The sequence below is a fragment of the Candidatus Sulfurimonas marisnigri genome, from assembly GCF_015265475.1.
GTDB classification, from domain to species: Bacteria; Campylobacterota; Campylobacteria; order Campylobacterales; family Sulfurimonadaceae; genus Sulfurimonas; species Sulfurimonas marisnigri.
In genome coordinates this window covers 1,805,525-1,831,074 of record NZ_CP054493.1, presented here as the reverse complement: position 1 = coordinate 1,831,074, position 25,550 = coordinate 1,805,525, and the positions used below count along the sequence as shown (strand labels likewise).

Sequence of the window (25,550 nt, the reverse complement as noted above, 5' to 3'; positions counted from 1 at the left end):
ATTTAGTGCAAACAAACAAAAATATTTTAATATCTATAATATTACCTCTTTATAATGCAGAAAAATACATATCTGAAACTATACAAAGTGTGATAAATCAGACATATGAAAATTGGGAGATGATTATAGTTGATGATTGTTCTACTGATAAAAGTAAATATATAGTCAGTGGTTTTGAAAAAAGCGATAAAAGAATTAAACTTATATCATTAGAAACTAATTTTGGTGGACCATCAAGACCTAGGAATATAGGAGTTGAAAGTTCAAAAGGTGAATATATTGCTTTTTTGGATGCTGATGATTTATGGACATCTCAGAAATTAGAAAAACAACTAGAGTATATGAAAAGTAAAAATAAAAATTTTTCAAGTCATAGTGCAATAACTATTAATGAAAATTCCGAGATATTAAATGAAATTATTTTTTTTAAAAAATATTTAAAAAAAAATATAAATTATGATATAAAACAATTGGTGAAAGGTAATTTTATTTATTTATCATCAGTTATGTTAAAAAAAGATATTTTTTTAAATTTTAGTGAAGAAAAAAATTGTATCTCAGTTGAAGACTATTATTTATGGCTTCATATGTTTAATAATAAATCTATTAATTATAGTTATTATCCAAATGACTTTTTAAAATATAGAATAGTAAGTAATTCCATATCTGATAGATCAATTAAAGGTAAACAGGAAGCAAAGGCAATGTATTATTGTTTAAAATTTATTTTAGAAGCTAATAGGTTTGATTTACTCAAATATATAAATACTAATGAACATATATTTATGAAAAAAATACAAAACTTTTGTATAAATAAGCTTTTCTGTGGATAATGAATGATAGATCTAGCTGAATATACAAAAATATACTCTTTAATTCTTTATCTTAATATACCTATGATTATAATGCTCCTTTTTTTAAAGAGAAGTAAATCAGGTTTTTTAATTCAAGCTAAATATAAGTAATAGTATGCGAATAAAAAACACGTATGATTTAAATTCTATTTTAACATTTATAAATTTTTTGATTTCTATTTGTATTTGTTATGCTTTTTCATTTGTTGATAATAATCCATATATAAATCATTGGACATTAGTATTAGGAATTATATTATCAATTCAGACACATATTGTACTATTAATTGAAAAAGGTAGTAAAGATCCTTTTGTGATAATTTTTACTTTTTTTATAATTTTTTATTACTCTTTACGTGTTTTTACACTTTCTCTTTATCCAGAATCGCATGTATTTGATAGATATGAATATGATGCAAGTGATTCTAATTTTACTATGATATTTATAATTATTTCTAATATGTTTCTTTATTTTGGATTTTTTTTAATAAAAGTTAAAAAACACTTTTTAGATAAAAGGAAAGAAATAAATACAAAGTCTCCTTCTTTATATATTTATGTTTTTATGTTTTTAATTTTAATTATAAATATTTTTTCAGAAAAATTTTCTGGATCTTTAGGGGTTCTGTTTTTCTTATTTAATCCACAAATAGGATTTATTTTTGTTTTGATATATTTTATGACATATAAGGAAAAGATTTCTAGTTTTTTGCGTATATGTATTTTTTTGTTTATATTAAGTTTAATTCTTTTTCTTATATTATCAGGTAGTAGATCTGGAATTGTCACTTTTATAGAAATATTAATGGCAGTACTTTTAGCGGTAAATAATAATATTAAATTTTTAAAGAAAAAAGTTTATATGGTATTTCTATTTTCACCAATTATTGTGGTAATGCTTTTCTTTTCATATTCTCTTGCTACTACAAATAGAGCTACAGGATCTTCAACTGCTAATTTTAATGATAAATTGACTTATGCAAGTTCTATGGATTTAGGTATGGATGGTAGTAAAATTGAGTATTTTATTGCTCATATTTGTGGAAGAATTGGTTTTTTTGATTTTTCATCTGAAATAATTGCTCATAGAGAAAAATATATTGATATATTTAACTTATCAACATATGGAAAAAGTATCATTGATAATATTTTGACACCAGGTTTTGATTTATTTGATCAGCCAAAAATTGCGAACTCTTTGGTGTTTGTGTATAATGATTATGGAAACCCACTTAAATCAAATGTTGCTAGTATGTATCAATCTGATCAATTGGGTATTCATGGGGAGTTGTATGTTTTATTTGGTTATAATTCGGTTTGGTTGTTTTTTTTAATGGCTTATTTTTTAAAATATGTATATAATCGTATACCAAGTAATAATTTATTTAATATTTATTTATATAAATTTTTCATTCTTTTTTTATTTATTTCTATGATTAAAGATTTTGGATTAGATTGGATTATATTATATAATTTATTACTATTAGTATCTCTTTATATAAATTCATTGTTTTTTCGGTATAGATTTAAATTTTATTCGAAGAATTAGCTACGAAAATATGTTAAAATATCGTAGTAGTTGTAATGTTGGTAGTATTCCTAATCAATTTAGGAACTTTTGGATTACCTTTATTGGATGTAGCTTCTTTTGGTAAGATTGCAATTGGAGTAAGTGGCCATACAGTGTCGAAGGATTATACTTCTAGAAGATTCAAAATATTTAAAGGTATGTAATTGACATTAGTTGTTGGAAAAAGAAGTAATCTTTCAAAAAAAATACTTGAAAAGTGTGATGATTGTGTATTGATCTCTTCATTTGAGATTGAAAATAATTTAGATTATATTTTAAAATATTGCAAAAGTGGTAGAGTAAATATTGTACTAAACAATTTCCAGATATCAATATCGTTAAATGAAAATATAAATTTTGATGATTACCTTACAAAATCTATATTAAATACATCTAGGATATTGTCATTTTTAATTAATAACAATATCATAATAAGTAGCCTGATCTATACTAGCAGCAGTTCAGTTTATGGTAATAATAAATTTTGTTCTGAAGATGATCAAGTAAAGCCTATGAACTTACAGGGAGCATTAAAGGTTGCAAATGAAGAGTTGATTAAAAGGTTTTGCAATGAATATAAAATCAATTATACAATTACTAGAATATTTAATATGTATGGTGGAGATGATAACTTTTCTGTAATAAGTAAAATAAAAAGTTCATATTTAAATAATGAAGTGCTAAATATTATAAACAATGGCAACGCTATAAGGGATTATGTTCATATAGATGACGTAGTAAAAGTATATAAAAATTTATTGAATAAAAGAGATAATATACCTAAAGTTTTGAATATTGCAAGTGGAAGTGGAAAAAGAATTTTTGATATTTTAAATGTTTTAAGTAAAAATCAAATACATATAGATATAAATAATATAGAAAGAGAAGAGATTAATGCCTCAATATCTGATGTTAGTCTTCTAAATCAGGTGGTTAATACAGATGATTTTACAAACGTCATAGATTATCTGCTCAAAGAATTGAAAAGATAAAATGAAAATAATTATAAATACAACTAACTTGAAAATCGGTGGAGCTTTGCAAGTTGCAATTTCTTTTATTTATGAGTGTACAAGTTTTACTGAAAATGAATATCATATTTTTTTGTCTCCATCGATGAGAAAAGAGATAGAACAAAACAAATTTCCTGAAAATTTTAAATTTTATAGTTTTGATAATCCAAGCAGATTTATTGTTTTTGATAAAACAATTAAGCTTTTAAATAAAATGGAAGAGAAAATCAAACCAGACTGTGTCTTTTCTGTATTTGGCCCAACATATTGGAAGCCAAAATCAAAACATATAATGGGGTTTGCCAATGGGTTGTATCTGTACGGTGATTTGCCATATATGCAAAATATGGGTGCTTTAGAAAAGTTAAAATTTAATTTAAAAAAAACTTACCATCAGTTTCTTTTAAAAAATAATGCAGATTTGTATGTTGTACAAACAGAAGATATGAAAGATAGATTTTCTAAATTTATAAATAAACCTAAAGAAAAAATAAGAGTAGTCTCTAGTAAGTATCATTCTATATTTGAACAAGAAATTAATGATTTAAATCTATTACCAAAAAAAGAAGCAGATGAATTTTGGTTTGTTACCATATCAGCTTATTATCCACATAAAAAGTTAGATATAATAAATGACTTAGTTAAAATCATTAAAGAAAAGAATCTTAATGTTAAGTTTATATTGACATTGCCAGAAAATGTTTTAGAAAGCAAGTTTCAAAAATCAAAAGAATATATTATAAACTTAGGCCCTGTAAAACTTGAAGAGTGCCCATATATATATTCTATGTCGGATGCGTTATTCTTACCGACTCTAGTTGAAAGTTTTACCGCTTCATATCCAGAAGCTATGGTAATGAAAAAGCCAATTTTAACATCGCATTACTCTTTTGCAACTTCAGTATGTAAAGATGGTGCACTTTATTTTAATCCATATGACGTTAATGATATTATAAATCAGATAACAAAAATTTATTATGATAAAGAGTTGTATCAAGCGATGGTGTCAAAAGCATTGTTAATTATTGAAGAATTACCATCATCAAAAGAAAGGGCCGAAGAATATTTAAAATTATGTAAAGAGGTTATACAAGATGTTTAAAAATAAAATACTACTAATAACAGGAGGAACTGGTTCATTTGGTAATGCCGTCCTTCGTAATTTTTTAGATACTGATATAAAAGAGATAAGAATTTTTTCTCGTGATGAATTAAAACAGGATGATATGCGTAAGAGATACAACAATGATAAACTTAAGTTTTATATTGGTGATGTTAGAGATGTTAATTCTTTGGAAGATGCATTGAAAGGTGTTGACTTTATTTTTCATGCAGCTGCTTTAAAGCAAGTGCCTTCTTGTGAATTTTACCCTATGCAAGCAGTTCAGACAAATGTTATCGGAACAGAGAATGTTTTGAATGTTTCTATTAAATCTGGTGTCAGCAAAGTAATTGTACTCAGTACAGATAAAGCAGTTTATCCAATTAATGCTATGGGAATCAGTAAAGCCATGATGGAAAAAGTAGCAGTTGCTAAGTCTAGAAATTTAGGTGCTGAAACTACAATATGCTGTACAAGGTATGGCAATGTTATGGCTAGTCGCGGTTCCGTTATACCTCTTTTTATAGAGCAGATTAGAAAAAATGAAGAAATAACCATCACTGATCCAAATATGACAAGATTTATGATGAGTTTGGATGATGCGGTTGACTTGGTTATGTTTGCTTTTAAAAATGGAAAAAATGGAGATGTATTTGTACAAAAATCACCTGCAGCAACTATAGAACTTTTGGCAAATACACTTAAAAATATGTTAAATAAGAAAGAGCATATTGTAAAGATTATAGGCACAAGACATGGCGAAAAATTGTATGAAACACTTTTGACAAGAGAAGAGATGGTTCATGCCGTTGACATGGGTGAATATTACAGAATACCTGCAGATAATAGGGATTTAAACTATAACAAGTATTTTGAAGATGGTGAAATTATTACAGAAGTAGTAGATTACCATTCACACAATACGAATAGATTAAATGAAAATGAATTGAGAAGAATGCTTTTGAACTTACGAGAAATTCAAAAAGATTTAAAAGAATTTAATATAAATGAGGAGATATAAACAATGAAAGTTATGACAATTGTAGGTACAAGACCAGAAATCATAAAACTAAGTCAGGTTATGAAAGAGCTAGATAAATTTACAGAACATATTATAGTTCATACTGGTCAAAATTATGATTATGAGTTAAATGAACTATTCTTTGAACAATTAGATATAAGAAAGCCAGATTATTTTTTAGAAGCAGTTAAAGGTACACCATCTGAAACTATTGGGGATATCATTGCTAAGGCTGATAAAATTTTCGATGATGTAAAGCCTGATGCTCTTTTAATATACGGAGATACAAATAGTTGCTTAAGCGTTATTCCTGCAAAAAAAAGAAAGATACCTATCTTTCATATGGAAGCCGGCAATAGATGTTTTGACCAGAGAGTGCCAGAAGAGATAAACAGAAAGATTGTAGATCATTTAAGTGATATTAATTTACCACTTTCAGAACAGGCAAGAGACTATTTAATAGCAGAAGGTATCAAGCCTGAAACAGTAATAAAAACAGGTTCACCAATGATGGAGGTTTTGAATGCCAACATGGATAAAATTTTATCTAGTGATATTTTAAAAAAAGAAAATTTAAATCCTAAAGAATATATAGTTATGAGTATCCATAGGGAAGAAAATGTTGATTCTCCTAAAAATTTCAGTGATCTTTTAGATTCAATTGAAGAGTTGACAAAAAAATATAAAATTCCAATTATTATTTCTACACACCCAAGAACTCGAAAAAAACTTGAAGAGATAGGATATGAAGAGAAAAATCATCTGATTAGATTTTCTAAGCCTTATGGTTTTCATGAATATAACAATCTTCAGCTTAATGCTTTTTGTGTGATTTCGGATAGTGGAACAATTGCGGAAGAGGGGTCAATATTGAATCTTCCTGCTGTGACTATCAGACAAGCTCATGAAAGACCAGAAGGCATGGATGAGACTACAGTTATTATGTCTGGGCTTAACAAAGCTAGAGTTTTAGAGGCAGTTGAAGTTGCTACTAAACATAATAGTGAAAGTCAAAGAACAATAAAACCTGTAAGAGATTATGAAGCAGATAATGTATCGAAAAAGATATTAAGAATAATATTATCATATACTGATTACGTAAACAGAACAGTTTGGCACAAAGAGATATAAATTTGAGAACTAAAATTCTAATACTAGGCTCTACCGGACTAATTGGTCATCAGGTGTATAATTATTTAAAATCAAACAGTGACTATAAACTTTTAAATATTTCATACAGAAAAAAATTACAATATGACACCATAATAGCAGATGTTAGAGATGAAGATTACTTTGTTGATATCATTAAGAATATAAAACCAAATTATATTGTTAACTGTATCGGCGTACTGATTAATGGGGCAAATGAAAATCCAGAAAATGCAATTTTTATAAATTCATATATGCCTCATAGATTAACAAGATTAGCAGATGAAATAGGTGCAAAACTAATACATATTTCAACTGACTGTGTTTTTTCAGGAAATAAAAAAGAACCATATATCGAGAGTGATGAAAAAGATGGCAAAGATACTTATGCAAAAACAAAAGGGCTCGGTGAGATTATAAATAACAAGCATCTTACGCTTCGTACTTCTGTAGTAGGTCCAGAGTTGAAAACAGATGGAGAAGAACTTTTTCACTGGTTTATGAATCAATCTGAAACTATCAATGGTTTTACTAAAGCTATTTGGTCAGGGGTGACTACGCTAGAACTTGCAAAAGCCGTAAAGTGGGCAATAGAAAATGATATAACAGGTCTATATCATGTGACGAACAATAAGTCGATAAACAAAAACGAGTTGCTTAATTTATTTAAAAAATATACAAAAAAAGATATTGAGATAATTGCAGTTGAGGGCAAGGAAGTTGATAAAAGCTTTATAGATACAAGAAAAGAGATTGACTATGTTATCCCAAGCTATGACGAGATGGTAAAAGACATGGTCAATTTAATAAGAAATAATAAATTATATTCTCAATATAAAATAGGTTAAGATAGATTGAAAAAAAGAATATTAATAGTTACAGAATACTTTTACCCAGAAGAGTTTAAGATAAATGAGATAGCAATAGCCTGGAAAGAAAAAGGTTATGACGTAGATGTGCTTACCCAAAACCCAACATATCCTTTTGGTGAAATATATAAAGAGTATGAAAATAAGTGGTACGCTAAAGATACATATAATGGCATAAATATTTTTAGAGTAAAAGCAGTGACTGGATACAAAAGTAGCTTATATAAAAAGCTTTTGAAATATTTCACTTTTATGATTTTAGGGAGCATTGTCAGTCTTAAAATCGGCAAAAAATATGACTACGTTTTTGGCTTCGATATTGCTGCTTTAACTTGTATGGTTCCAGCTGTGATTCTTAAAAAAACTTATAAAAAAAATGTGACATTATGGGTACAAGATGTTTGGCCTGATAGTGTATATGCTTATGGGTTTAAAAAAACAAAACTATTGGAGTTTATGTTGAATGGATTTGTGAAATTTGTTTATAGAAATAGTTCAAATTTTGCAATTTCTGCTAAAGGTTTTGAGAATAAGATTAAGCTATATCTGGATGATAGTAAAGAAATTCGATATTTGCCAAATTGGGCTGATGAATTTAACGAGGAGTTGGAGCCTTTTGTATTTAGTGATGAAAAAAAAGTTCACTTTACCTTTGCTGGAAATGTAGGAAAAGTGCAAAATCTTGACAATATATTACTAGCTTATGGCAATTTAGCAGATGATTTGATAGATAAATCTCAGATAAACATAATAGGGGATGGCTCGCATTTAGAAAGTTTAAAGAAACTGGTTAAAGATAATAGTTTAAAAAATATTCTCTTCTGGGGAAGAAAACCAAGAGAAGAGATGTATAAATATTTTAAAGCGAGTGATTTTTTAATTGTTTCATTAATCGACAAACCGATTTTTTCACTAACGGTTCCCGCTAAAACTCAAACATATATAGCTGCAAATAAACCATTATTTGGAGTGATAAAAGGTGAAGCATCAGATATTATAAAAGATAACAATTTGGGGTTTTGTACAGAACCTGATAATATAGAAGATATTAAAAATGTTTTTGAAAAAGCCATATATGCAAACCCTAAAGAAATAGAGGAATTTACTAGAAATGGTCGAAAACTGACAAATACAGTTTTCAATAAGGAAAAGATAATTTCTTCATTATTGGATTTATTAATTGGGAAAGAGAAATGAAATTATTGCTAACAGGTTCAAATGGTTTTATAGGAAACTACTTTGTAAATAAATACGCTGCAAATTATAAAATAGCAAGATTTTCATTTTTAAATGATGATTTTAAATCTATACATGTAGAAGATGTAGATGTTGTGATTCATCTTGCTGCTCTGGTTCATCAGATGGGTGGAGCAACTAAAGAAGAGTATGAAAAAGTAAATGTTACTCAGACTTTGGAGTTAGCTAAAAAAGCTAAAGAGGGTGGAGTTAAGCATTTTATATTTATGAGTACAGTTAAGGTGTATGGGGAAGAGACAGATATAGCTTATACCGAAAACAGTATTTGTTCTCCTGAAGATGAGTATGGAAAGAGTAAGCTAAAAGCTGAGCAAGAACTACAAAAGCTTGAAGATGATGGTTTTAAAGTAAGTATCATACGAACACCTATAGTTTATGGTTATGGTGTTAAAGCAAATATTAAAAATCTTGTTAGTTTAGTGCAAAAAGTTTCTGTTTTGCCATTTGGTGGGATAGATAATAAGCGAAGTATGGTTTATATTGGAAATCTTTGTCATTTGATAGATGCAGTTGTTAGATTCCAAATCAAGTTTGGAATGACGGATGTGAGTGGAATGGCGAGTATGAATGGAATGGCGAGTGTGGATGGAATGACTGGTTCTGGTGTATTTTTAGCTTCTGATGATGAGGCCATTAGTACTACAAAATTGATTGAGTTAATTGCTAAAGAGTTAGATAAAAAAGTGTATTTGATAAAAATTCCATTTTTTGAAACATTGCTGAAACTTGTTAAGCCATCTTTTCATAAAAGACTTTATGGGAGCTTAGTAGTAGATAACAGACTTACAAAAGATATATTAGAATTTAAAAACTTATATACGGTGGAAGATGGGATTAGGTTTATGACAAATGGAGAAGTGACTTAACTTATGTTATAATACTTTTAAAAGTACTATTAAGGATACTATTATGGTAATAAGTGCAAATGAAGTGAAAACGAAGGGCGTTTCTATATTTGGAAGCTTGTTAGATAAGTTTGATGAGTTGATAATCAATGTTCGCGGTAAAGACAGATATGTTGTAATTGATATAGAGAGATACAAAGAATTTAGAAAAAATGAACTAGATATAGCATATATGAAAACTATGCAGGATATCAAAAATGGAAATTATAAAACTCAGAGTGCATCAGAACATATAAAAGAGCTGATGGATGAATTATAAGATTGTAAGAACTGATGAGTATTTTAAAAAATTAAAAAAGTTTATAAAAAAGCATCCTGAAGTTCTAGATAGATATGCAAAAACAATAAAATTACTAGAGCTAGACCCGTGGCATCCATCTTTGAGGTTACATAAATTAAAAGGTGGACTACAAGAGTATCACAGTGTGTCTATAAATATGAAATATCGAGTAGTAATAGACTTTATTATAGAAGATGATGAGATAATACCAATCGATATAGGAACTCATGAGGAGGTATATTAAATGATTTATATCTTTTTATCTTTTTTATCTTTTTATCTTACTTATTTTATAAAAAACTATGCCATAAAAAAATCATTTGTTGCAGAGGTGAACGATAGAAGTTCTCACACTGTACCAACTCCTCATGGCGGTGGCATAGCTATAGCAGTTACTTGGTTTATTGGAATATCGTATCTCTATTATATAAACGATATAAATAGCTCTTTGTATTTTGCTTTAATGGTTGGTATTGTTATATCAGTTGTTAGTTACCTTGATGATTTATATGAACTTAGTGCAAAGGTTAGATTAGTTGCACAAACTTTAGTTGCTCTTTTAGGGCTATACTTTTTAGGCGGACTAGGAAGTTTTGAACTAGGTTTATTTTCCATTGAGAATCAGTTATTTACAAATATTTTTGCATTTTTTATGATAATCTGGTTTATAAATCTTTATAACTTTTTAGATGGCATAGATGGGTATGCCGGTAGTGAAGCTGTGTTTCTTGGAATTGCAGGATTTTTACTTTTTGGCGGAAGTCATTTTTTGGTGTTAATAGTAGCAGTTTTAGGCTTTTTAGTTTGGAACTGGCATAAGGCCAAGATTTTTATGGGGGATGTTGGAAGTACACTACTAGGTTACAATGTTGCTATATTTACCATCTATTATGCAAATCAGGAAAGTTCTAATTTGTGGGTTTGGATAGTACTTTTTGGTCTGTTTTGGTTCGATGCAACATTAACACTACTTAGAAGATATAAAAATGGTGAGCAGTTAAGCCAAGCTCATAGAAAACATGCATACCAAAGATTAACACAAAGTGGATGGGCTCACGATAGAGTTACTATTTTTTCAGTTTTGGTAAATATTGTGTTGTTTGGTTTAGTTTATTTTGTCTCGAACATATTTGTCGCTTTTGTCTTCTCGTTGATTATTCTTTACATTGTCATAAGGTTTATCGATACTAAAAAAGCTTTTGAATAAGTATGTAGTTATATGTATGTTATAATACATATAATTAGATTGTGGGGTGGATATTATGACAATAAGAAAAAATTTTTTACTTGATGATGAAATAGTAGAACATTTAAAAGAAATAGCGAGCAGAGAAAATATTACTCAGACACAGGTTGTTAAAGATTTGATAGAGGAGAGATATCAAGAGATTTCTATTGATGAAAAATTGGAAGCACTAAATGCTTTTGCTGGAAGTGGTACAGGCCTTTATGGAGATTTGACAATCCAAGAAATCAAAGCGAATATGAATGTATAAAAAGGTTTTTATAGATGCTAATATCTTTATTGATATTAATGACAGGAATAGAAAAAGATATCAGGAAAGCTTGGATATATTGAAGTATTTGACACAAAATGGAATAGGGATATACACTAGCTGTGATTTAATAACAACTATTTACTATATCTTGGCAAAGGAAGATAAAGCAAATGCCTTGAGTGGGATTGAAAGAATAAATAAAATTTGTAAAGTTATAGAGTTCTCAAATAAAGAGATATCACTGGCATGTCAATTGATGAATAAGGATAAAAACTATAAGGATTTAGAGGATACTCTTCAGTATATACTGGCTAAAAAATCAGAATGTGAGCTTATAATATCAAATGATAAAAATTTTTACTCATCTGAAGTAGAGTTACTAAATACTGAGGAGTTTTGCGCAAAATACATTTAAAAATTAAATTTGTTAAATTTTAATTTTTATAATATACTTCAACAAATTAAAACAAATGTGAAAAGTAGGTAAATAGTTATGAGATTGTCAAAAGAAGAGATAACGTTATTGAAAAATAAACTTTATGAATTATCTAGCGATGCAAGGTTATATCTGTTTGGGAGCAGGGTGGATGACACAAGGCGGGGCGGAGATATAGATTTACTAATTTTATCTGATAAGTTAAGAAAAAAAGATTTACGAAAATTGAGACTTTCATTTTTTGAAAAGTTTGGTGAGCAGAAGATGGACATAGTTATTGACGATGGGACACTTACAAACCCATTTACTAAGCTTATATTTCAAAAGGCGGTATTGTTATGATGAAAGATAAGTTAACACTAGATAAATTGTTACTAAAAAAACAACTTGCATGGATTGAGATATTGTATAAATACTACACTGAAGTATATGGAAAAAATGTGAGAATAGGGAAATACAATTGATAAATATAGATAAAAGAATATTAAACTTTTTGGTAATTATTATTTTTACCTTTGGCACATTCTGGTGGACATTTTTTATATTTCATATGCCATTTGATTTTAATCTTGTGATTAGTGTTGTGTCTGTTCGTATGCTTGCATCGGCATTTATCTTTAATGACTACTCCCTCTCGTGGTCAAAGGCTTCTCAAAAAACATTTATTATAAAAAGTTTTGTGTATATCTCCGCATTTTTTGTCTATTTTCCTATTTTTTATGGTGAGGTAAGATTTTCATTTTTAGCTTCTGAACTTTTTTTATATCTCTTTGCGATAAACTTTACTATGTATTTTTACTACTACCTAATTAACAGGAGTCAAATTACTAAAACAAAATCAGTTGTTATTTATGGTGCTGGAAGAGCTGGTATAAAGCTAGAGTCAGAATTTACAAATAGTGTGTATAAAGTTAAATATTTTGTTGATGATGACAAAATAATTCAAAACCGCTCAATAGATGCGATTAGAGTGATATCAAAGCAAAAACTAAAAGAGAAGATAGGCGATGATAAATTTGACTTATTAGTTATTGCAATACCATCGGCATCACAAAATAGGATAAAAGAGATTTACGATAATTTATCTAAATACTTTAAAGCTATACAGATACTGCCCTCAATGGATGAGATTTTAGAGAGTAAAGATTTTGCTATGCAGCTAAAAAATGTATCGGTAGAAGATTTACTCGCACGCCACCCTCAGGATTTGGACAAAAGTAAAATATCGGCTTTTATAAAAGGTAAAACTATTCTAGTGACTGGTGCCGGTGGAAGTATTGGGAGTGAGATTTGCAGACAGTGTGAAAGGTTTGGAGCCAAAAAGTTAATACTGCTAGATCATAGTGAATATAATCTTTATGCTATAGAGCAGGAGTTGCAAAAAATTGAGACTATACCTGTAATGCAAAGTGTTGTGAAAAAAGAATTTTTAGATGAAACATTTAAGACTTATAAACCAGAAATTGTTATACATGCAGCTGCCTATAAGCATGTCCCTTTGGTTGAGGCAAATATATATGAAGGGATTTTAAATAATGTTGTTGGAACTAAAAACGTTATAGATATTTCTATAAAATATGGTGTTCAAAAATTTGTGATGATTTCTACAGACAAGGCAGTACGTCCAACTAATGTAATGGGGACAACCAAGCGTATATGTGAGCTTTATGCCCAAAACGTAGTTTCTTTAGAAAATTCGAACGGTAAGGGCACGGATATAGTAGCGGTAAGGTTTGGAAACGTACTTGGAAGCAGCGGCAGTGTTATACCAAAGTTTAAATCTCAAATAGAAAATGGACAAAAGATAACGGTAACACACCCTGATATAACAAGATATTTCATGCTTATTCCAGAGGCATGTGAGTTGGTTCTTCAAGCCGGTGCTATTGGAACGGGTGGAGAGATATTTATACTTGATATGGGAGAGCCTATAAAGATAGTTGATTTAGCTAAAAAAATGATTGAGCTAAGTGGAAGAGAAGGGATTGAGATTGAGTTTTCAGGGCTTCGTCCAGGGGAAAAGCTCTATGAAGAGTTGTTGATAGATGATACTGACTGTAAAACGGATTATGAGTCTATCACTGTTGCAAAACCGACACTTTACGATATAGATAAGTTAAATAGAGATATTGAAGAGTTGCTTACATGTAAAGACAAGTTGGCAAAATTAAAGGCGATTGTTCCCGAGTTTCATCATCAGGCAAATATTTAAAAATAAATATAACAATTTGCAATATAGTTGCAAAATATTTAATTTTATTATATACTGCTCTAAAAATAAAAACAAAGGGGTTAAAATGAAAATTTTAACAATGATTTTTCTTGGAGTAAGTTTATTGTTTGGAACTGTTGATATAAACAATGCAGATCAAACAGAGCTCAGTAGTATAAATGGAATCGGTGCCAAAAAAGCTGATGCGATTATTAAGTATAGAAGCACTAATTGCTTTAAAAGCATAGACGAGCTTGCAAATGTAAAAGGCATTGGAGCAAAGACGGTTGAGAAGAATAGGGCAAACTTAACAGCCAATGGCTGCAAATAATAATAGAACTCTCTGAATAATTAGCAACTAGATTCTGAATTTAATCCATAATGACGGAAATATAGTCATTTCAAGCTTGACTTGGAATCTGGTTTATGAATTATAGTAAGGTATTCCTAAAGTTTTATGATAGCCACTAGTATGATTTTTGACTGCCAACTCTGGACTAACTTAAGTGGTTTTATATGCAAATTTAACCACAATTGCAATTAAATAACAAATTATAATTTTAGGGTTTATATGCAAGAGAGTCAGCAAAACATACAAAGATATGAAGAGTATGAGATAGACTTAAGAGAGTTGTTAAGAACTCTTATGAAAAACAGAGTTAAAATTGTGCTTATTACCTCTCTTATTACAATCGGTGCAGTTATTTATGCCTATATGACACCAAAGACTTATCAAGTAAAAGCGATTATCAAGATTGGTGAGTATAAGCTTGCTAATGCTAATGCTAATGATAATGCTAATGCTAAAGTAGTAATCGCAAATGCCTCAGAGCTTTCAAAAGAGTTAGAAATCTTATTTATAGATATTCTGAAAAATGATAAAGATAGAGAAGCTAAAATTGATTTATTGAAAAAACAGAAAAATTTCTTGGAAATTTCAGCTGTTGGCAGTTCAAATAAAGTAGCTTCATCAGAATTAAAAAAAGTTATTGATTATGTTCAAGGTAACCATAAGAAAATTCTTGATGATGTGAAAAATCTCCGTGAGGCTCAAGCACAACAGATTGAAGGAAAGTTAACTCTTTTAAAAAACAAAACACTTCCAGCACTTTTAGATAAAATAAATAGATATAAAAAAGACATCACAATCTATGAAACAAATTTTCTTGATGTGCAAAGCAATCTTAAAAAAATTAAGGAAATAAACCCTACATTAGCAACAATACAAATTAATGAACAAAGATATTTAGCAGATATGTTGATAAAACTAAAAGACTCTTTGGAAGGATTTGAGAATGAAAAAAATAACATTGAAGTAGTTCAGATAGAGAAGTACGAAGAGGAGTTAAACGCTTTAAAAGTTTTAATGAAACCATATAACTATAAAAACTCAGAAGTTATTGGTAATATTATGACAAATGATTATCCAATAGCTCCTAAGAAAAAGTTGATTGTTGTAGTTGCTTTTGTAACCGGGCTTATATTATCTATCTTCATAGTGTTTTTTATGGAGTTTATTAAAGGTTTTAAGGAAGAAGAAAAGGAGGCATAGTTAAACTATAATATGCCCCACAAATTTACTCATATTATCCATAATCTCACCGCCTTTTCTAAAGCTTAATCCACAAGCCTCATAGGCGAAGAAAACTCCTGCCTGGTATTTTGCTCCATTCTCATCTTTGTTAAACTCAACATACTCTTGATAAACTTTTTTATAGTTGTCGTAGGGACCGTCTTTTTGTTCGATGACACTGCCATTAGAAGAGACTATTTTTACATTTGCCCCCTCTCTGCCAAAAACAGTTTTTTCTACATGTAGAGTGTTTTTTAGCGGTTCGAAAGAGGTTTTTAACAGATATGGAGAGTCAGGGAATAGGTCATACAATATTTTCAACATACCTTTCGATTGAAAGAGCAGGGTGTATGCAGGGTTTAATATGATTGCCTTTTGATTTTGCATTATATCTGTTAAGATAGTTGCAAGCTCCGGTTCATCATGCGCTATATCTTCCCAAGGGTAGAGTTTAAACCAATACTCGTATTGATTGTCATCTGCATCGAATATCCCGTCTTTATCAAATCTAACATTATGAAGATACTCAAAGCCAGTGTTGAATCCCGCATCAGTTGCAATTTGCTGAAGTAGCCTTGTTGTAGCTTCCTCCTCATCATTACCTTCTACTGATGAGAAAAGAATTTTCCAGCCATCATATCTCTCATCAAAATTTTTGGTATCATCAAAAAGGGTAACTAATCTTTTAAAGTTCTCTTTGATTGCATCATAAACATTGTTAAATTGCTTGTTTTCATCCATATTGTTTTGTTTAAGCAGTGCCCATTGTAGCAGGGCAGTTTCAAAAAGTGATGTTGGAGTATCTGCGTTAAACTCTATGAGTTTAATTGGTTTACCATCCACCAAGCCACCGGCTAAATCAAAGCGACCGTAAATATGCCAGTGAACATCATTTTCCCAACTCTTTTTTATTGCATCTATTAGATTAAAAGGGATTCCAAGCTCAAAAAAAAGGTTATTCTCTATGACATGCTCTGCCGCTTCAACGTACATGTCATATAACTCATTTGCAGCTTCATAATAAGCCTCTGCCTCCTCTTGAGATATTTTAACCAGCTCATTATTTACATATTTGCTACCATCTTTGTCAGTGTGCCAGCTAAAGCCCAATTCTTCTAATATTTTATCTTCAAGCGGGTTTATCTTTTGTATTTTAATCAATATTAACCACCATAACTTGTACGGCTATAAGATGAAGTTCTGCTAGAACCGCCAAAAAAACTTCTTTTAGATGATGTACCAGCTCTTGATGCTTTGCCTGCAGCTGAACGGCTGTAAGCACTTTTATTTACTGAGCTTGAGCGATTAGAAAAGTTCTTGTTATTCATAAGAGCATTTCCAATCATATTGCCCATGAGTGAGCCTGCAGCAACGGCTAAAATAGTTCCTGCCAAGCCCATTCCAGCACCGCTACTGTTGCTTGAAACTGTTTCTGATGTCCCATCTTGAACTTTTTTGTACTCTTGTTCGGCTAAGGCTTTCATCTCCGTTTCATTCATGAAACGCTCAACTGTATTTCCGTTTTCATCTTTCTCACGAATAATAGCACGGTTTGGACCCTCTGTAGGCATCTCTTCAACTACAATATATTTTCCACTAGTTTGTTGTTCAATAACCAAATAGCGGTTTTGCTGCTTCTGCTGAGGAGCTTCACAGCCACTTAGAACACTCATCATAATTATGCCGGCACTACCGAGTGCAACACCTCTTGAAATAGTGGAGATATGTTTATTGCTAGACATTTTGTGTCTCTGTGTATTGAGCTTTGCTTGTTCTCATTTAATTAAATCCTTTTTATTTAATAGTATTGTTTTTTTAAGTTCATGGTCATAAAATGTTATTTTAGTTCTTCCCTCGTAGTAAATATCACCGTAAAATGTGAATTTTTTATCTTTAAGAGTTGAGTTCTTTTTCATAAACATACTCTCCCCAAGGCTATAACCGATTGGTTCAATCAGTGTTAACATTGCGAAAAAGAAAAACAGTCCTAAAGTTGAAAAAGTTATTTTATTTTTATTTATATAGGTAATTATAAAACCAATTAAAATACTGAAAAAAGAGAAGATATATATATTTTGATTGTCGGCAAACAGAATGTTATAATATAAATCAATCTCATAAAAATCTATATAATTAAGTTTGATACCTAAAAATATAAAAAAGTCTAAAATGAATGTAAAAAAAATACCAGTTAATAGTGCTTGTACTATTTTGCTCATCTCAATCTTCTCCTTTTTAATCTATTTATTTTAACAAGAGATGATGAACTGTTCTCATTTAGACCACTCTTATCCTCTATTATTATATCAGCTTTTGATTCACAAAAAACTCTATCAAATTTTTTTTGAGTCTCATTTGCAGATGTGGAATAGTTCCAAGATAAATCTCTTAATATTTGCGAGTTTAATTTAGTGTCAACAACTCTAAAGGCTCTATTTTTAATTATAAAGGTTGTTTTTTTTGAACGTCGAACTAGAAGTTTTTTATTCTGAGGTACTCTGTTCGCATTTAGTAAAAAGTTTTTAAAATCTTTGTAAACTATTATAAAAGGCTTTGTAGTTGGACGAGATTTTATCTCATACAGTTTGTCTGAATCCTGAGATAAAAAACCGACAGTAGTGTCGGTTTGAGTTAGAATAACAGACACTGCTAAGCTAGAAAATCTTGCAGTGCTTTCGCATTTGACCATGAGTCGTCTTTCATCTCATCTAGTGCTAGAATTAATGCTCTTGCAGCACTTAAGGTTGTGAAATACGGGATATTTCTTTTAAGTACCTCTTGACGGATAACCACTGCATCTTTTTTAGAAGTGTTGTTGTCTGAAGTATTGATAGCCATATGGATGGAATCATTTTTCATACTATCTTCAATGTTTGGACGACCTTCAGATATTTTAAGAACAACTTCACATGGTATACCAGCCTCTTCTAAAATAGCTTGAGTACCTTTTGTTGCAACAAGTTTAAAACCATGTTTGTGAAGACCGCTTGCAATCTCAGGAGCATGCTCTTTGTCTGTGTCAACAAAAGATAAGAAACATGTGCCTTCAGTAGGAATTTTATTTCCAGCTGACAGTTGAGCCTTGGCAAAGCTAATACCAAAGTTAGAACTTATGCCCATAACTTCACCAGTTGATTTCATCTCAGGAGAAAGAACTAGGTCTGCACCATAAAGTTTATGGAAAGGGAAAACTGCCTCTTTAACAGAGATGTGGTCTTTAAGGCGAGGTTTTAAAAGTCCATTTACCTCTTGAACTACATCATATTTATCGTAATACTCTAGTGAACTTCTAAGCGTTTCACCAACCATTACACGAGTCGCAACTTTTGCTAATGGCATTCCAGTCGCTTTAGAAACAAAAGGAACAGTTCTAGAAGCTCTAGGATTTACCTCTATAAGATAAATATCATCTTTATAGATTGCATATTGAACATTCATAAGCCCTACAACACCAAGACCAAGAGCAATAACCTTTGTCTGTTGTTCAACTTTTTCAATCATCTCAGGGGAAAGATTTACTGGAGGAAGTGAACAGGCGCTGTCCCCAGAGTGAATTCCAGCCTCTTCGATATGTTGCATAACTGAACCTATATAAACATCAGTGCCATCACAGATAGCATCAACATCAAGTTCTATAGCTTGGTCTAGGAATTTATCTACAAGAACTGGAGCATTGTTTGAAACTGATACTGCTAAATCCATATACTGTTTAAGCTCATCTTGGCTATAAACGATTCTCATACCGCGACCACCAAGAACAAAAGATGGACGAACTAATACCGGAAATCCTAACTTTTCAGCTATAACATAAGATTCTTCTTTTGTTCTAGCTAATCCATTTTCAGGTTGCTTAAGCCCATGTTTGATTACAAAGTTTGAAAATTGCTCTCTATCTTCTGCTAAGTCAATTACAGCAGAAGGAGTCCCTGCAATATTTGCACCTATTTTAGTCAGAGCATCTGCAAGTTTAAGTGGCGTCTGCCCACCAAAATGAACTATAATTCCGTCTGGTTTTTCATTTTCAACAACCGCTCTTACATGCTCAAAGTCTATTGGCTCAAAGTATAATACATCTGAAGTATCATAATCAGTTGAGACAGTTTCAGGATTACAGTTGTACATAATACACTCAATATCCATCTCTTTAAGTGCGAATGCTGCATGAACACAACAGTAGTCAAACTCGATACCTTGACCGATTCTGTTTGGCCCACCGCCAAGAATAAGAACTTTTTTCTTGTCGCTTACCCTGTTTTTTACGTTAGGTAGTTTTGTGATATTTGTTGTTGAATAAAGATATGGAGTTAGAGCTTCAAACTCAGCAGAACATGTATCAACTTCGTTATATTCAAAGTTTACATGTAGAGTTTTTCTTGCATTGTAAACATCATATTCGCTAACTTTTTGGTTTGAGTTTTTAGCTATAAGCTGCGATATTCTTTTATCTGAAAAACCGTCGACCTTCATGCTTCTCATAAATTCCGCATCGAATAAAATTTTATCTGTGATGGTGCTCTCAGCTTTTATCATCTCTTCTAGTTGGTATAAGAACCATGGATCTATCTGACATGTGTCAAATAGCTCCTCAACGCTCATCCCGCGACGAAAACCCTCGGCAACATATAGGATTCTATCTGCATTTGGGCGACGAATTTCATGTTTAACAAAATCAAAATCAGCATCAATCTCATTGAAGCCACATAAATCTGTCTCAAGTGAACAGAGAGCTTTTTGAATTGACTCCTTAAAAGTGCGTCCAATTGCCATAACCTCGCCAACAGACTTCATACTTGTACTAAGTGTATTTTCAGCCTCTGGAAATTTTTCAAATGTAAAACGTGGAATTTTTGTAACAACATAATCTATTACTGGCTCAAATGATGCAGGAGTTCCCGTAATGTCATTTGTGATTTCATCAAGAGTAAAGCCGACTGCCAAAAGAGTAGCCACTTTTGCAATAGGGTAACCGGTTGCCTTAGACGCAAGAGCTGATGAGCGAGAAACACGAGGGTTCATCTCAATTACAATCATTCTTCCAGTTTTAGGGTCAATTGAGAATTGAACATTACTTCCACCAGTATCAACACCAACCTCTCTTAAAATATCAAAAGAGGCATTACGCATTCTCTGGTACTCTTTATCTGTTAAAGTAAGTGCCGGAGCAACTGTGATACTATCACCAGTATGTACACCCATTGGGTCAAAGTTCTCTATAGCACATACAATAATACAGTTGTCCGCTTTATCACGGATAACTTCCATTTCGTACTCTTTCCAGCCAAGAAGCGACTCTTCAATCAGGATTTCTGTAACTGGTGATTCATCAAGACCACGAGCTGCAAGTTTTTTGAACTCATCCATATTGTAAGCAACACCACTTCCTCCACCGGCGAGTGTAAATGAAGCACGGATAATTATAGGAAAACCAATTGTTTCTGCAGCTTTAAGTGCATCATCCATATTGTATGCGTACATAGAGAATGGTAAATCCATTCCAATTTTAATCATCGCATCTTTGAAGGCTAATCGGTCTTCACCTTTATGGATAGCTTCTGGAGTCGCACCTAAAAATTCTATTCCCTCTAGCATTCCTTTTTCATACATGCTAGTAGCTACGTTTAGTGCAGTCTGTCCACCCATTGTTGGAAGTACAGCATCTACATTTTCATCCCTAATGATTTTAGCAATGACATCTTCTTTGATAGGCTCAATGTAAGTTCTATCAGCAAACTCTGGGTCTGTCATAATGGTAGCAGGGTTTGAATTTATAAGAACTACACGGTAACCCAACTCTTTTAGAGTTTTAACAGCCTGAGTTCCTGAATAGTCAAATTCACAAGCTTGACCAATGATAATTGGACCAGAGCCAATAAGTAAAATAGTTTTTATATCTGTGCGTTTTGGCATTTTTTACCCTTAATATGTGTGCATGAAAAAATTTGCATATTATAGGTAAAAAGCACTTAAGATTTGATGAGTTATTTGACTTCTTTTATCATGTGGAAATAGTTTGGGTCATTAGCTTTATAGTATGGCTCAATAACTGCATTTTGATAGCCTTGGGATTTTGTAATAGACAATACTATTCCGACTTTTAAGCCCTTGAAAAAAATTTTATCTAGTCCAGAAGTTATAACTTCATCTCCCTTTTTTAAAGAAAACCAGGCTGGAATAAACTTTACTAGTAAGTTTTCTCCACTATTTCCATGTGCAATACCAGGAGCTTTTTCATCCCCAACATAAACTGCATAGGAACTTTTTATATCTCGATTTAGCAGACCAAGTGCTCTTCCATCTTTGGAGACAACTATTCCGGCCACAAGTTCTTTATATGTAAGTCCATATACCTTAGAGGCGTTATAATCATCTACTTCTAGCCAGATTCTATTAAGATCTGCAAATTTTTGATATGAAATAGTTCTTACAAGCTGTACTTTTGGATCTGTTTTTAGCTTTGAGCGATTTTGGGCAAAAAGATCATTGACCTCAGAGGCAAGTTGTTGCATAATAAGATGATTATTTTCATATTTGTGTAGTTGTTCTTCTAGTAAAGCTATTTTATCAGCTTGAAAAAAATGTTTATCTATCTGTTCTTCTACAGATTCTACAATGGTGTGATAGTTAGATTTAATAGTATTTAACGCTGAAATAAATGGTGCTTGAATAATGTTTGTATAATACAGTGCACCCATTAAGAGTGCAATAAAGATTAAAAAAAAGCTAAACAGCCCCTTATTCATTTTCGAAAAGTTCTTGCAGTAAATCTATCTCTTCAAGTGCTCGCCCAGTTCCTCTCGCAACGGCTAAAAGTGGCTCATCTGCAACATATACAGGTATTCTTATAATATCTGATAAAAATTTATCAAGCTGGCGAATAAGAGCCCCTCCACCAGTTAAAATGATTCCATTATTTACAATATCGCCCGCTAAATCAGGAGGCATTTGCTCAAGTACATCACGAAGAGCCTCTCCAATCTCTTTAAGAGGCTCTCTCATCGCTTCTCTTGCATCTTCGCTTGTTAACTCAACCGAACTTAAGAGACCCTCTACTTGATCACGACCAGTAATTGTCATCTTTAAATCTACATCTAAAGCTACAGCTGTTCCTACTTCAATCTTAATCTCTTCAGCAGATCTCTCACCGATTAAAAGATTATATTTCTTTCTAACGTAGTTGACAATAGCTTGATCTATTTTATCTCCAGCAGTACGTATTGACTTTGATAACACTAGACCACCAAGTGAAACAACACCTATCTCTGTTGTACCACCACCAATATCTACTACTAGGTTACCTTTTGGCTCTCTGATTTCTATTCCAGCACCAATTGCTGCTGCCATAGGTTCTTCAATAAGAAACACTTCTCGTGCTCCTGCACTTAGAGCAGATTCACGAACAGCTTTTCGTTCAACTTGAGTTAGTCCATAAGGTACACATATTATGATTCTAGGACTAATAAGACTAGTTCTTCCATGAGCTTTTTCTATGAATTTTCTAATCATTTTTTCAGTCATATCAAAATCAGCAATAACGCCATCACGCATTGGACGAATAGCTTTGATATTTCCTGGTGTCTTACCAACCATATTTTTTGCTTCTTGTCCTACAGCTAACACTCTTTGGTGACCATTTTTCTCTGTTTTAACAGCAACAACAGATGGTTCATTTATAATGATACCTCTTCCCTTTGCAATTACAATTGTATTTGCAGTTCCTAAGTCTATAGATAAATCATTTGAAAAAAGTCCAATGAATTTGTTAAATATCATTACGCTACCTTATGCTATTTGTTTAGACTGTTTTTTGATATATATAGGTGTTTCACCATCATCAATTACAGCTTTTGTTATTAAAACTTCATACCCACTATATTCTGGAAGTTCATACATGATATCAATCATATTTTCCTCTAAAATTGCGCGTAAACCACGAGCCCCCGTTTTTCTTTTTATAGATTTTGTGGCAATTGCTTTGAGTGCATCTTCTTCAAAGTTTAGCTCTACATTATCAATAGAGAATAGTTTTTTGTATTGTTTTACTAGAGAATTTTTTGGTTCAGTTAAAATTCGAACCATGTCTTCTTCTGTTATTTCATTAAGCGATGCAATAATTGGAAGACGGCCAACTAGCTCTGGTATAAGTCCATAGTTTACTAAATCATCAGGCTCAACCATATCATAAGTGATTTTTTTCTCATCTTTAGTTTTTTTCTCTTGGTTGAAACCTAAAACATTTTCACCCTGTTTTTTCTTTATGATTTCACTAAGACCATCGAAAGCTCCACCACATATAAAGAGTATACCTGTTGTGTCAATAGCAATAAAATCTTGATTTGGATGCTTTCTCCCGCCTTTTGGCGGGATGTTTACAACGGCACCCTCTATGATTTTAAGAAGTGCTTGTTGAACGCCTTCTCCGGAAACATCCCTCGTTATTGAACGATTTTCACTCATTCTAGAAATTTTATCTACTTCATCAATAAATACAATACCCTGTTGTGCTTTTTCAACGTCACCATCTGCTGCTTGGATAAGTTTTGTTAAAATATTTTCAACATCTTCTCCAACATAACCAGCCTCTGTAAGACTAGTCGCATCAGCTATGGCAATAGGAACATTTAAAACTCTGGCAATAGTTTGAGCCATAAGAGTTTTTCCACTTCCTGTTGGTCCAATAAGAAGTACATTAGATTTTGCAATTTCTGTATCATCATCACTTGTTTTGTCTATTTTAAAAATTCTTTTATAATGGTTATAGACAGCAACACTAATAAGTTTTCTTGCACGTTCTTGACCAATAACATAATCACCTAAAAAGTTATTTAGCTCTTTTGGAGTCATAAGTTTGACAACAGCATCAACAAGCTCAGAATTTTTTGAAGAAGCAGATTCTAAATCATCTCCAAACATAATTTTATATGCTGAAACAACACAATTTCTACATATGTACACACCATTTCCAGCTATTAGAGGGTTCTCTTCACTCTCTTTTGCATCACAAAAACTACAGGCTCTATGAATCATACGTTTTTCCTTTCATATGGGATTCCTCTTTTTGTTTTAATTACAAAATCACACAAGTCATTAACATAATGGTTTTTTGTATTTTCAAGTAATTCATTAGCTACATCTTTTAGCGGTCTTCCTGACTCAAACAACTCTCTATATGCAGATTTTAGTTCATTTATATCTTCACGATTAAGATGGCGTCTCAAGCCAGTTAAATTAAGTCCTCTTAAATTGGCACGATTACCTTCGGCCATACAAAATGGTGGTATATCCTGAGCAAGCGCAGAAGCACCACCAATCATAGCATAGTCCCCAATGTGAACGAACTGATGAACTGGAGTCATCCCTCCAATTACAGTATAGTCTCCCATTTCTACATGGCCTGCTAGAGTTGCAGCATTTGCTAAAATACAGTGGTTCCCTATAATTACATCATGTCCAATATGAACATACCCCATAAAAAGATTATGTGAGCCGATGATAGTTTTAGCACCTCCACCTTTTGTTCCAGGGTTAAAAAGTGTGAATTCTCTGATTTTGTTGTTGTCACCGATAATTAGCTCAACATCTTCACCATCAAATTTCAAATCTTGTGGAATTGAACCAATTACAGCATTTGAAAATATATGGTTGTTTTTACCAATAGTTGTTTTTCCACATATTGATGTACTTTGCTCTATTTTGGTTCCATCACCAATTGTTGCTTGTGCTGAAATAAAGCAAAAAGGCCCTATTTCAACATCTTTACCTATAACTGCACCATCTTCGATGATAGCATGAGGAGAAATTTTACTCAAATTT

The 25,550-nt window shown here is 31.4% G+C and carries 27 protein-coding genes; 18 read left to right on the top strand and 9 right to left on the bottom strand.

The features are described from left to right. Positions 1-5: 5 nt before the first annotated feature. The 18 genes from HUE87_RS09270 (at position 6) to HUE87_RS09185 (ending at position 15,719) form a co-directional block, all read left to right on the top strand. On the top strand, positions 6-833 hold the full coding sequence (locus HUE87_RS09270; protein WP_194366062.1) for a glycosyltransferase family 2 protein: 828 nt from the start codon (positions 6-8) through the stop codon (positions 831-833). A gap of 136 nt (positions 834-969) precedes the next feature. Then, positions 970-2,403: a hypothetical protein gene (locus tag HUE87_RS09265; RefSeq protein ID WP_194366061.1), complete on the top strand. Its 1,434-nt coding sequence runs from the start codon at positions 970-972 to the stop codon at positions 2,401-2,403. 185 nt (positions 2,404-2,588) lie between these two features. After that, complete coding sequence (locus HUE87_RS09260; protein ID WP_194366059.1) at positions 2,589-3,416, top strand: NAD-dependent epimerase/dehydratase family protein; 828 nt, start codon at positions 2,589-2,591, stop codon at positions 3,414-3,416. A 1-nt stretch (position 3,417) separates the two neighbouring features. Next, positions 3,418-4,539 (top strand): glycosyltransferase, encoded by a 1,122-nt coding sequence (locus HUE87_RS09255; RefSeq protein ID WP_194366057.1) that lies wholly within the window; start codon positions 3,418-3,420, stop codon positions 4,537-4,539. Beyond that, the gene (locus tag HUE87_RS09250) at positions 4,532-5,560 is read left to right on the top strand and encodes a polysaccharide biosynthesis protein (RefSeq protein ID WP_194366055.1); all 1,029 of its coding nucleotides are present in this window, start codon (positions 4,532-4,534) and stop codon (positions 5,558-5,560) included. Before HUE87_RS09255 ends, HUE87_RS09250 begins: the two co-directional genes overlap by 8 nt. 3 nt (positions 5,561-5,563) lie before the next feature. Continuing rightward, a complete protein-coding gene (gene wecB / locus HUE87_RS09245; protein ID WP_194366053.1) occupies positions 5,564-6,691 on the top strand; it encodes a non-hydrolyzing UDP-N-acetylglucosamine 2-epimerase in 1,128 nt (375 codons plus the stop codon). Between the two features lie 2 nt (positions 6,692-6,693). Next, a complete protein-coding gene (locus HUE87_RS09240) occupies positions 6,694-7,557 on the top strand; it encodes a dTDP-4-dehydrorhamnose reductase family protein (RefSeq protein WP_194366051.1) in 864 nt (287 codons plus the stop codon). A gap of 6 nt (positions 7,558-7,563) precedes the next feature. Continuing rightward, entirely contained in the window at positions 7,564-8,775 is a 1,212-nt protein-coding gene (locus HUE87_RS09235; RefSeq protein ID WP_194366049.1) for a glycosyltransferase family 4 protein, read from the top strand. Continuing rightward, positions 8,772-9,701: an NAD-dependent epimerase/dehydratase family protein gene (locus HUE87_RS09230; RefSeq protein WP_194366047.1), complete on the top strand. Its 930-nt coding sequence runs from the start codon at positions 8,772-8,774 to the stop codon at positions 9,699-9,701. Before HUE87_RS09235 ends, HUE87_RS09230 begins: the two co-directional genes overlap by 4 nt. 43 nt (positions 9,702-9,744) lie before the next feature. Then, complete coding sequence (locus tag HUE87_RS09225; RefSeq protein WP_194366045.1) at positions 9,745-9,999, top strand: prevent-host-death protein; 255 nt, start codon at positions 9,745-9,747, stop codon at positions 9,997-9,999. Then, entirely contained in the window at positions 9,989-10,264 is a 276-nt protein-coding gene (locus tag HUE87_RS09220) for a type II toxin-antitoxin system RelE/ParE family toxin (RefSeq protein WP_194366044.1), read from the top strand. Before HUE87_RS09225 ends, HUE87_RS09220 begins: the two co-directional genes overlap by 11 nt. Further along, positions 10,265-11,227 carry an MraY family glycosyltransferase gene (locus HUE87_RS09215; RefSeq protein ID WP_194366042.1) on the top strand — a complete coding sequence of 321 codons (963 nt, stop codon included), beginning with the start codon at positions 10,265-10,267 and terminating at the stop codon, positions 11,225-11,227. 55 nt (positions 11,228-11,282) lie between these two features. Then, positions 11,283-11,516: a hypothetical protein gene (locus HUE87_RS09210; protein ID WP_194366040.1), complete on the top strand. Its 234-nt coding sequence runs from the start codon at positions 11,283-11,285 to the stop codon at positions 11,514-11,516. Then, positions 11,509-11,934 (top strand): type II toxin-antitoxin system VapC family toxin, encoded by a 426-nt coding sequence (locus tag HUE87_RS09205; protein WP_194366038.1) that lies wholly within the window; start codon positions 11,509-11,511, stop codon positions 11,932-11,934. The genes HUE87_RS09210 and HUE87_RS09205 overlap by 8 nt, the downstream gene beginning before the upstream one ends. A gap of 78 nt (positions 11,935-12,012) precedes the next feature. Next, on the top strand, positions 12,013-12,297 hold the full coding sequence (locus HUE87_RS09200; RefSeq protein ID WP_194366036.1) for a nucleotidyltransferase domain-containing protein: 285 nt from the start codon (positions 12,013-12,015) through the stop codon (positions 12,295-12,297). Between the two features lie 121 nt (positions 12,298-12,418). After that, positions 12,419-14,167 (top strand): UDP-N-acetylglucosamine 4,6-dehydratase (configuration-retaining), encoded by a 1,749-nt coding sequence (gene pglF, locus HUE87_RS09195; RefSeq protein WP_194367944.1) that lies wholly within the window; start codon positions 12,419-12,421, stop codon positions 14,165-14,167. 85 nt (positions 14,168-14,252) lie between these two features. Then, the gene (locus HUE87_RS09190; protein WP_194366034.1) at positions 14,253-14,498 is read left to right on the top strand and encodes a ComEA family DNA-binding protein; all 246 of its coding nucleotides are present in this window, start codon (positions 14,253-14,255) and stop codon (positions 14,496-14,498) included. Between the two features lie 240 nt (positions 14,499-14,738). After that, positions 14,739-15,719, top strand: coding sequence for a Wzz/FepE/Etk N-terminal domain-containing protein (locus HUE87_RS09185; RefSeq protein WP_194366032.1), 981 nt, complete (start codon positions 14,739-14,741; stop codon positions 15,717-15,719). On the opposite strand, the gene HUE87_RS09180 is transcribed toward HUE87_RS09185, so the two are convergent. The 9 genes from HUE87_RS09180 to lpxA form a co-directional block, all read right to left on the bottom strand. Next, positions 15,720-16,901 (bottom strand): glutathionylspermidine synthase family protein, encoded by a 1,182-nt coding sequence (locus tag HUE87_RS09180; RefSeq protein WP_194366030.1) that lies wholly within the window; start codon positions 16,899-16,901, stop codon positions 15,720-15,722. It abuts the gene before it with no gap. A 2-nt stretch (positions 16,902-16,903) separates the two neighbouring features. After that, complete coding sequence (locus tag HUE87_RS09175) at positions 16,904-17,482, bottom strand: Cj0371 family chemotaxis-regulating polar lipoprotein (protein ID WP_229855120.1); 579 nt, start codon at positions 17,480-17,482, stop codon at positions 16,904-16,906. Between the two features lie 33 nt (positions 17,483-17,515). Next, a complete protein-coding gene (locus tag HUE87_RS09170; RefSeq protein ID WP_194366029.1) occupies positions 17,516-17,959 on the bottom strand; it encodes a hypothetical protein in 444 nt (147 codons plus the stop codon). Continuing rightward, positions 17,956-18,429 carry a Sua5/YciO/YrdC/YwlC family protein gene (locus HUE87_RS09165; protein ID WP_229855119.1) on the bottom strand — a complete coding sequence of 158 codons (474 nt, stop codon included), beginning with the start codon at positions 18,427-18,429 and terminating at the stop codon, positions 17,956-17,958. Before HUE87_RS09165 ends, HUE87_RS09170 begins: the two co-directional genes overlap by 4 nt. Continuing rightward, positions 18,390-21,647: a carbamoyl-phosphate synthase large subunit gene (gene carB, locus HUE87_RS09160; protein ID WP_194366027.1), complete on the bottom strand. Its 3,258-nt coding sequence runs from the start codon at positions 21,645-21,647 to the stop codon at positions 18,390-18,392. Before carB ends, HUE87_RS09165 begins: the two co-directional genes overlap by 40 nt. A 71-nt stretch (positions 21,648-21,718) precedes the next feature. Next, the gene (gene mreC / locus HUE87_RS09155) at positions 21,719-22,480 is read right to left on the bottom strand and encodes a rod shape-determining protein MreC (RefSeq protein ID WP_194366025.1); all 762 of its coding nucleotides are present in this window, start codon (positions 22,478-22,480) and stop codon (positions 21,719-21,721) included. Beyond that, complete coding sequence (locus HUE87_RS09150) at positions 22,473-23,510, bottom strand: rod shape-determining protein (RefSeq protein ID WP_229855117.1); 1,038 nt, start codon at positions 23,508-23,510, stop codon at positions 22,473-22,475. Before HUE87_RS09150 ends, mreC begins: the two co-directional genes overlap by 8 nt. Positions 23,511-23,519: 9 nt before the next feature. After that, positions 23,520-24,764 carry an ATP-dependent Clp protease ATP-binding subunit ClpX gene (gene clpX / locus HUE87_RS09145; RefSeq protein ID WP_194366023.1) on the bottom strand — a complete coding sequence of 415 codons (1,245 nt, stop codon included), beginning with the start codon at positions 24,762-24,764 and terminating at the stop codon, positions 23,520-23,522. Further along, on the bottom strand, positions 24,761-25,546 hold the full coding sequence (gene lpxA / locus HUE87_RS09140; RefSeq protein WP_194366021.1) for an acyl-ACP--UDP-N-acetylglucosamine O-acyltransferase: 786 nt from the start codon (positions 25,544-25,546) through the stop codon (positions 24,761-24,763). The genes clpX and lpxA overlap by 4 nt, the downstream gene beginning before the upstream one ends. Positions 25,547-25,550: the final 4 nt, after the last annotated feature.